Origin of the sequence: Streptomyces sp. URMC 126 (genome assembly GCF_051386555.1) — a bacterium.
Taxonomy (GTDB): domain Bacteria; phylum Actinomycetota; class Actinomycetes; order Streptomycetales; family Streptomycetaceae; genus Streptomyces.
Map to the genome: position 1 here is coordinate 1 of NZ_JBPQTX010000320.1, position 7,860 is coordinate 7,860.

General features: G+C 75.4%; 7 protein-coding genes. 4 read left to right on the forward strand and 3 right to left on the reverse strand.

Annotated features, from left to right (window positions below; translation table 11 throughout):
- Positions 1 to 142: 142 nt before the first annotated feature.
- The 4 genes from ACSNOK_RS27745 to ACSNOK_RS27760 are packed head-to-tail and all read left to right on the forward strand — an operon-like array spanning position 143 to position 5,302.
- A complete protein-coding gene (locus ACSNOK_RS27745) occupies positions 143 to 1,450 on the forward strand; it encodes an ATP-grasp domain-containing protein (RefSeq protein ID WP_436783529.1) in 1,308 nt (435 codons plus the stop codon).
- Positions 1,447 to 2,580 carry a GNAT family N-acetyltransferase gene (locus tag ACSNOK_RS27750; RefSeq protein ID WP_436783530.1) on the forward strand — a complete coding sequence of 378 codons (1,134 nt, stop codon included), beginning with the start codon at positions 1,447 to 1,449 and terminating at the stop codon, positions 2,578 to 2,580. Before ACSNOK_RS27745 ends, ACSNOK_RS27750 begins: the two co-directional genes overlap by 4 nt.
- On the forward strand, positions 2,577 to 4,286 hold the full coding sequence (locus ACSNOK_RS27755) for an ABC transporter substrate-binding protein (protein ID WP_436783531.1): 1,710 nt from the start codon (positions 2,577 to 2,579) through the stop codon (positions 4,284 to 4,286). The genes ACSNOK_RS27750 and ACSNOK_RS27755 overlap by 4 nt, the downstream gene beginning before the upstream one ends.
- A complete protein-coding gene (locus ACSNOK_RS27760) occupies positions 4,283 to 5,302 on the forward strand; it encodes a GNAT family N-acetyltransferase (RefSeq protein WP_436783532.1) in 1,020 nt (339 codons plus the stop codon). Before ACSNOK_RS27755 ends, ACSNOK_RS27760 begins: the two co-directional genes overlap by 4 nt.
- On the opposite strand, the gene ACSNOK_RS27765 is transcribed toward ACSNOK_RS27760, so the two are convergent.
- The 3 genes from ACSNOK_RS27765 to ACSNOK_RS27775 all read right to left on the reverse strand — a co-directional run.
- Entirely contained in the window at positions 5,254 to 6,219 is a 966-nt protein-coding gene (locus tag ACSNOK_RS27765) for an EamA family transporter (protein WP_436783533.1), read from the reverse strand. The genes ACSNOK_RS27760 and ACSNOK_RS27765 overlap by 49 nt on opposite strands.
- Complete coding sequence (locus tag ACSNOK_RS27770) at positions 6,216 to 7,547, reverse strand: serine hydrolase (RefSeq protein ID WP_436783534.1); 1,332 nt, start codon at positions 7,545 to 7,547, stop codon at positions 6,216 to 6,218. The genes ACSNOK_RS27765 and ACSNOK_RS27770 overlap by 4 nt, the downstream gene beginning before the upstream one ends.
- A partial coding sequence (locus ACSNOK_RS27775; protein ID WP_436783535.1) for a ferredoxin occupies positions 7,547 to 7,860 on the reverse strand: 314 nt, incomplete at its 5' end. The genes ACSNOK_RS27775 and ACSNOK_RS27770, both read right to left, overlap by 1 nt.

The window sequence follows — 7,860 nt, forward strand, 5'->3', positions numbered from 1 at the left end:
GCCCCCGGCCGTCCTATGCGCCTCGCCCACCGCCTATGCGCTCCGCCGCCCCAGCCGTGACCCCCGGCCCGCCGGCGGGGTCAACTGGCATCCACCAGTTCCGAGTCGGGCGACTGCAGGACGGAATCACGGAGGCGGTTCGATGACCACACCCCTGGCCGACTACGCCAAGTTCGCGGGCAAGCGCGTAGCCATCGTCGAGCACATGCAGAACCACCCCTTCGTCCTGGGGCTGCACCAGGCGCGGGAGCACGGCCTGGAGGTGTGGCTGCTCACCGGGGACCGCGACTGGTACACCCACGGCCACGACTGGGACTCCCATCCGCTCGCGGCGGCCGTCGACCGGGTGATCGACGTCGACACCACCGACGTCGACGCGGTGCTGGCCGCCGTCACCGGCGAGGACGGCCGGCCGCTCGTCGACGGCCTCACCTCCTTCTCCGACTACCACACCGTGCTCGCCGCGCGGGCGGCCCGGCGGCTGGGACTGCCCGGGCCCGACCCCGAGGCCGTGGAGACCGCCAACGTCAAGGACCGGCTCCGCGTCGCCCTCGGGGACGTGCCGTACAACATCCCGCACCGGCTCGTGGCCGACGAGGGGCAACTGGAGGAGGCCGCCCGGGCGCTCGGCTTCCCGATGATCGCCAAGCCGCCGGCGGAGGCCATCGGCTACGGCGTCCGGCGCGTCGACGACATGACGGAGCTCGTCGAGGCGTTCCGCGAGCTCTCCGGGGTGCGGCGGAGCCTGCGCGGCCAGCCCCGCAGCGGGGAGGTGCTCCTGGAGACGTACGTCGAGGGGGTCGAGGTCAGCGTCGAGACCATGACGGTCGACGGGCACACGCACGTCTTCGGCGTCACCTCCAAGGACCTGTTCGGCGAACCCGCCTACATCGAGTGCGGGCACACCTTCCCCGTGCCGCTGCCCGACGACGAGCGCGAGGCGCTGTACGGGGTCGTCCGCGCGACTCTGGAGGCCATCGGCTACCGGCACGGGCCCTGCCACACCGAGGTGCGGCGCACCGAATCCGGGTGGCGGGTCATCGAGGCCAACCCGCGCACCCCGTCCAGCTGTATGACCATGCTGGTCACGGACGTCACCGGGCGCAGCCCGATCCTGGACGCCTGGCTGCTCGCCCTCGGCGAGGTCCCGCCGATCGAACCCGTCGTGCACAACGGCGGCGCGGCCGTACGGATGCTGTACCCGAAGCGGCGCGGCACCCTCAAGCGCGTCGACGGCGTCGAGGCCGCCTCCGCCGTCCCCGGCGTGCAGGTGCTGCTGCACGTGGAGAAGGGCGACAAGCTCTTCCAGCGCATGGACAACTCCTCCTGCGTCGGCTTCACCTACTGCAACGGCCCCGACCGGCTGGAGGCCCAGGCCTTGGCCGACAAGGCGGCCGGGCTCCTCGACTTCGTGACCGAGGAGGAGGAAGAGGAGGCGGGGCGCCCGTGAGCGCGGCGACGACGCACGGGCGGCCGGCGGCGGAGACGGTGGAGCGGGTCCCCGACGCCGCCGCGCTGACCGCGGCCGGCTGGGACGAGCTGACCGGCCCCGAGGACTTCTTCCAGTCGCCGCGCTGGCTCGCGGTGCAGGAACGCAACTCCGGTACGGAGATGGGCTTCCTGCTGCGCCGCCGCGCCGGCCGGCCCGTGGCCGCGCTGGTGACCGCCTGGGCGGACGACACCGTCCCCTGGCTGCTGGCCCGCCCCGACGCGATGCTCGCGCGGGCCGCCGGCGACGGGGACCCGGAGGCGCTGGCCCGCCTCGACGACACGGCCGGCGGCGACCCGGAGACCCTGCTGCCGTCCCTCGTCTGCGGCGGGCGCCACCTGGGCCGCACCCGGCCGCTGACGGCCGCCGACGCCCGCCCCGAGGACGTGGAGGCGCTGGTCGCCGAGGCCGAACGGGGCGCCGCAGACCGGGGCGCGGCCACCGTCTGCTTCCCGCACGTCGACGAGCGCGACGCCGGTCTCGTGGCGCTGCTGCGGTCGCGCGGCTACCGCTCCCACCCGTCCGCGCACTACGCCTGGCTGCCCGTACCGCCCGGCGGCTGGGAGCAGTTCCTGGCCGAGATGACCCCGCACCGCCGGCGCCGCGTACGCCTGGAACGCCGGGCCCTGGCGGAGGCCGGGATCGAGACGCGCATCGAACGGGTCACCCCCGAGCTCGTGCCCCGGCTCGGCGAACTCGACTGCAACCTCCTGCGCAAGTACGGCAATCCGGCGAGCCCCGAGCACTCGGCGGCGCTGATCGGCTGGATCGGCGAGGTCATGGGCGACGACGTGATGGTCTCCGTCGCCCGCAAGGACGGCGTCCCGATCGGCTTCGGCATGGTGCTGCGCTCCCGGGCCCTGGGCCGCGAGGAGTGGTTCGGCCACCGCGCCGGCTTCGACTACGAGGCCCAGGGCCGGCTGCCGCTCTACTACGACGTCCTCTACTACCGCGTCCTGGAGGCCGCCGCCGCGCAGGGCGTGCCGGTGCTGCACGCCGGGATCGGCAGCGTGGAGGCCAAGCTCGCCCGGGGCTGCCACGCGGCCCGGGAGCACTCCTTCATCCTCCGCCTCGAAAGGACACCACGATGACCACCGTTCCCGCTGACCGGCTCGGCGCCGGCTGGGACGCCGGCGTGGGGGCGCTGGTCAACCCCTCGTCCCGGCGCGGCGGAACGCTGCGGCTGGCCTCCTCCGCCGACGTCGACTCGCTCGACCCGGCGCGCACCTACTACGTGTGGGTGTGGCTGCTCCAGCGCATGCTCAACCGCACCCTCATGGCCTACCCGACCGACCCCGGCCCCGCCGGGCTCGTCCCCGTCCCCGACCTCGCCGAGGAGCCGGGGCGGGTCGGCGACGGCGGGCGCACCTGGACGTACCGGCTGCGGCGGGGCGTGCGCTACGACGACGGCACCCCGGTGACCGCCGCCGACATCCGCCACGCCGTGCAACGGGTGTTCGCCCAGGACGTGCTGCCGGGCGGGCCCACCCATCTGATCCCGCTGCTGGACGACCCGGCCCGGCCCTACCCGGGGCCCTACCGCGCCGACGCGCCGCTGGAGTCCGTCCGGCTGCCCGACGAGCGGACCATCGAGTTCCGGCTCAACCGGCCGTTCCCGGACTTCGACCACCTGATGGCCCAGCCCTGCACGGCCCCGGTGCCGCCGCGCGCCGACACCGGCGCCGACTACGGGTCCGCGCCGCTGTCGAGCGGCCCCTACCGCGTCGCCGAACACCGGCCCGGCGCCCGCCTGCTGCTGGAGCGCAACCCGCACTGGGACCCGGCCACGGACCCGGTGCGGCCCGCGCTGCCCGACCGCGTCGAGCTGACCGTCGGCATGGACGTCGACGCGCTCGACGCCCGGCTGATCGACGGGGAGTTCGACATCAACCTGGAGGGCCGGGGGCTCCAGCACGCGGCGCAGCGCCGGGTGGCGGAGGACGAGGGGCTGCGCTCGCGCACCGACAACCCCCGGACGAGCTTCCTGCACTTCGTCGCCGTGCAGCCGCACATCCCGCCGTTCGGCGACGTCCACGCGCGCCGGGCCGTGCACTACGCCGCCGACAAGATCCTGCTGCAACAGGCCCGCGGCGGGCCCGTCATGGGCGGCGACCTGACCACCGCCCTGTTCCCGCCGCGGCTGCCGGCCCACCAGGACCTGGACCCGTACCCGACCGGACCGGACCTGCGCGGCGACCTGGCGGCGGCCCGGGCGGAACTGGCGGCGGCGGGGCTGCCCGGCGGCTTCGAGGCGGTGATCGGCACCCAGCGCGGCAAGTTCCGGCTGGTCGCCGACGCGCTGGCCGAGTCCGTCGCCCGGGTCGGCATCCGGCTGACCGTCAAAGAACTCGACGTGGCCACGTACTTCAGCCTCGGCGCCGGCCACCCCGAGACCGTACGCCGGCACGGGCTCGGGCTGATCGTCACCGACTGGGGCGCCGACTTCCCCACCGAGTACGGCTTCCTCGCCCCCCTCGTCGACGGCCGCCAGATCCGCCGCAACGGGGGCAACTGGAACCTCCCCGAGCTCGACGACCCCGTCGTCAACGGGCTGATCGACCGGACCCTGCTCACCACGGACCCCGGCGAACGCACCGCCCTCTGGCGGGAGGTGGAGCGCCGGGTGATGGACCACGCCGTCCTGCTGCCCCTCGTGCACGACAAGACGCTGCACTTCCGCAACTCCTGGGTCACCAACGTCTACGTCCACCCCGCTTTCGGCCTCTACGACGTGCAGGCCATGGGCCTCGCCCCGGAAGCACCGTCCGCCACCGAGCCGCAAGGGAGCCCCGCATGACCGACACCCCCCGCGACCTGGAGTTCGTCCCGCTCGCCGCGGACGACGACGCCACGGTCGGCCAGTGGCTCGCCCTCCAGTACGCCGCCGCCGACACCGGACTGCTCTCCGCGCCCCCCTGCTCCGTCGACCTCACCGGCTCGCTGCGCTTCCCCCCGCCCGCCACCGCCCTCGACGACTGGGCCGTGTCCGACGCGGGCCGGGTCGTCGGCTCGCTGCGCCTCGCCCTGCCCGAGGGGGCCGCGTCGGCGCGGGTGGACCAGCTGCTGGTGCACCCCGCGCGGCGGCGCGAGGGCATCGGGCGGGCCCTCCTGGACCACGCGCTGACCCTGGCCCGCAAGCACGGGCGCACCTCGCTCACCGGCACGTCGGTCGAGGGCCTGCCGTCCGGCCCGCCGCAGGACACGGCGCCGGCCGCCTTCGCCGCCGCCGTGGGCGCCCGCCGCGCGCCCGTCCCGGCCGGCCTGCACCAGTGGCTGGACCTGCGCCGCCACGATCCGCTGGCCGACGGCGTGCCCGCCGTGCCGCCCGGGTACGAGCTCGTCACCTGGGGGACCATCACCCCGGACGCGTACGCGGTGCCGGTGTCGCGGCTGGAGCTGTCGCTGGGCGACGCGCCGGCCGACCCGGCCGCGGCCGACGTCCGGACCAGCTACGCCCGGCAGTTCGAGACCATGCGCGTCGGCCGGGGCCGGCGGGCCTACCACACGGGCGTGGTCCACCGGGAGAGCGGCACGCTCGTCGGCTACACCAGCGTGTCGAAGACCACCGGCAACCCGGAGTACGCCCTGCAGGGCATGACCGTGGTGGACCGCGGCCACCGCGGCCACCGGCTCGGCCTACTGCTGAAACTGGCCAACCTGGCGTACGTGCTGCGGCACGAGCCCGCCGTCCGGCTGGTGGAGACGGCGAACGCCGAGGACAACCACCCGATGATCGCGCTCAACGCGGCCCTGGGGTTCGAGCCCTACGACCGCTGGGTGTCCTGGACGTGCGAGGCCGGTTCGCCGGCCTGAGATCCGGTCCCGGAGCCGGTCTGAGGTTCCGGTGCGGGAAGGGCGGCCGGCGCCGGCCGCCCGGCCGCCGTCCCCACCAGCACGCCGAGCACGACCGCCGCGCTGGCCACGGCCGACCAGGCCGAGAGCCGCTCGCCGAGGAAGATCCACGCCACCGCCACGGCGACGACCGGGACGAGCATCGAGAACGGCGCGACGGTCCCCGCCTCGTACCGCTTCAGCAGCGTCGTCCAGATGCCGGAACCCAGCACCGAGCCCGCCAGCGCGGCGTACAGCAGCGCGGCGAGGCCGGGCAGCCCGTCCGCGCCGAACGAGTCCCCGAACGCCCGCCAGCCCGCGGCCGGACCCTCCAGCACCGCCGAGAGGGCCAGCAGCGGCACCGGCGGGATCACGGACATCCACAGCGCGAAGCGCAGCGGGTGGTCGGGCCGGGCCCGCCGGGCGGCGATGTTGCCCAGCGCCCAGCCCAGCGCGGCCAGCAGGGTCAGCAGCAGGGGCACCAGGGCGGCGCCCCGGGCCCGTTCCACCGCGATGGCCGCCATGCCCGCCACGGCGAGCGCGATCCCGGCCAGCTGCCGCCGGTTGATCCGCTCGCCCCACAGCAGCCCCAGCACCATCGTGAACGGCGCCGACGCCTGCACCACCACCGACGCCTGCCCGGACGGCATGCCGTTGTCGATGGCCAGGAAGAGCAGCCCGAACTGCACGGCGCCGAAGCCCAGTCCGTAGGCGACCAGCCAGCGCGTCGCCACCGCGGGCCGGGGGACGAAGAGGACCACCGGGACGGCCAGCACGAGGAAGCGCATGGCGGACAGGAACACCGGCGGATAGTGGTCCAGGCCGATGCGCACGGCGAGGAAGTTCAGCCCCCACACCACGGCGACGAGCCCGGCGAGGAACCGGTCCCGGACGCTCACCGGGCGGGCTCGCCCGCCGGCACCGCGGCGCGTCCGGCGTCCGCGCCGGCCGTCAGCAGGCCCGACTCGACGATCCGGCGGCCGACGCCGCGCAGGAACAGGCCGTCGCCGATCAGCCGCTGCTCGTCGGCCGCCTGCCGCAGCACCAGGACGTACCCGGTGCCGTCCCGGTCCTCCAGCAGCCAGCAGAACATCATCACCCCGGGGCTCGACCCCGCCTTGAAGTACACCCGCGGCCACACGCCCGGATCGAGGGGCAGGCCGGGGTAGGCGGTGAGGATGCGCTCGACGGTGCCGGTGGCGTCCCGGTCGGCGCGCCGCCGCAGCCGGTCGAGGACCCGGACCACGTCGTGGGCGTTCATGTGCCAGTCCAGGCCCAGCCGGTGCACCGTCGGGCCCAGGTCGCCGACGCGTACGGTGATCGGCCCGGCGATCTCGCGCAGCAGCGCGCGGCGCCCCGCCTCGTCCCGCTCGCTCCAGGCCGCGCGCGGCCCCGGGTCGCCCCAGCCGAGCTGGAAGACCTCGTGGCTGGTCAGGAACGGGCGCAGCAGGGACGGGTCGTGGTGGCCGGCGGCGGCCAGCCCGTCCTCCACGGCCTCCCGCCCCAGCCGGTCCATGATCAGGTCGGCGGCCGTGTTGTCGCTGAGCGCGATCATCTTGTGCGCCGTCTCGCGCACCGACACCCGCGTCCCGTCCGGCAGGTCCTGCATGTCGCCGGTGGGCAGGCTGCGCAGCTCCGGGGTGAGGGTGAGCTCGTCGTCCCAGTCCACCCGCCCGGCGTCGACCGCGTCGAGCAGCGCGTGCAGCACGAACAGCTTGTAGGCGGAACCGGTGGGCATCGGCCGGTCGGCCGCGGACGCGTGCAGCACGACGGGGGACGTGGGGGTGAGGCGCACGGCGAGGACGGAGTGCTCCACCCCGGGGGCGCGCAGCACCTCCTCCACCTCGTGCCAGGTGCGGAGTCCGGGGACGACGGTCTCGGGCTGGAGGGTCAGGATGCGGACCAGTCCGCTGGAGTCGAGGGTGAGCGACAGCGTGTACCGTGCCCCGCCGGCCCCGGAGAGGGTGACCCACCCCTTGTGGGCCACCGGCTGGTACTCGCGGACCGTGAACGGGCCCTTCTCCCGCCATCCGGCGAGCCGTTCGGAGAAGCCCCCGGGCCCGACCGGGAAGGAGGGGACGAAACGCGGGGCGACGGCCGCCTCGTCGGCGAGGCCGGGCGCCGTCAGGAGGCCCACGGCCCAGCGGGCCGCCTCGCCCATGGGGGAGGTGTCGGCGGAGAGCGCCGCCTCGGCGGCGGTGGGGGCGGAACCGGCAACGTCGTTCATCATCGCTCCTGGTCGGATGCGGTGCGGGGTGGGCTTGCGGGGGGCGGCGCGGCTTCGGCGGCCGGGCCGGACTCGGTGCCCGCGGCGGACTCGGTGACCGTGATGGCCGCGCAGGGGCACAGGTCGGCGCAGAGCCGGGCGGTCTCGTGCAGGGCGGGCGGGGGAGTGGCGTCGAGCAGGACCACGGTCCCGGTGTCGGCGTCCTGGGCGAAGACCTCCGGGGCGGTGGCGGCGCAGCGGCCCATGGCGCAACAGGCGTCCGGGTCGACGGCGACGGTGAGGAGGCCGGCGGGGGGACGGTCGGTGGTGGGGC

Coding starts and splice junctions, on each gene's coding strand:
- ACSNOK_RS27770 (WP_436783534.1), bottom strand. CDS start 7,547: ATGAACGACGTTGCCGGTTCCGCCCCCACCGCCGCCGAGGCGGCGCTC.
- ACSNOK_RS27760 (WP_436783532.1), top strand. CDS start 4,283: ATGACCGACACCCCCCGCGACCTGGAGTTCGTCCCGCTCGCCGCGGAC.
- ACSNOK_RS27745 (WP_436783529.1), top strand. CDS start 143: ATGACCACACCCCTGGCCGACTACGCCAAGTTCGCGGGCAAGCGCGTA.
- ACSNOK_RS27755 (WP_436783531.1), top strand. CDS start 2,577: ATGACCACCGTTCCCGCTGACCGGCTCGGCGCCGGCTGGGACGCCGGC.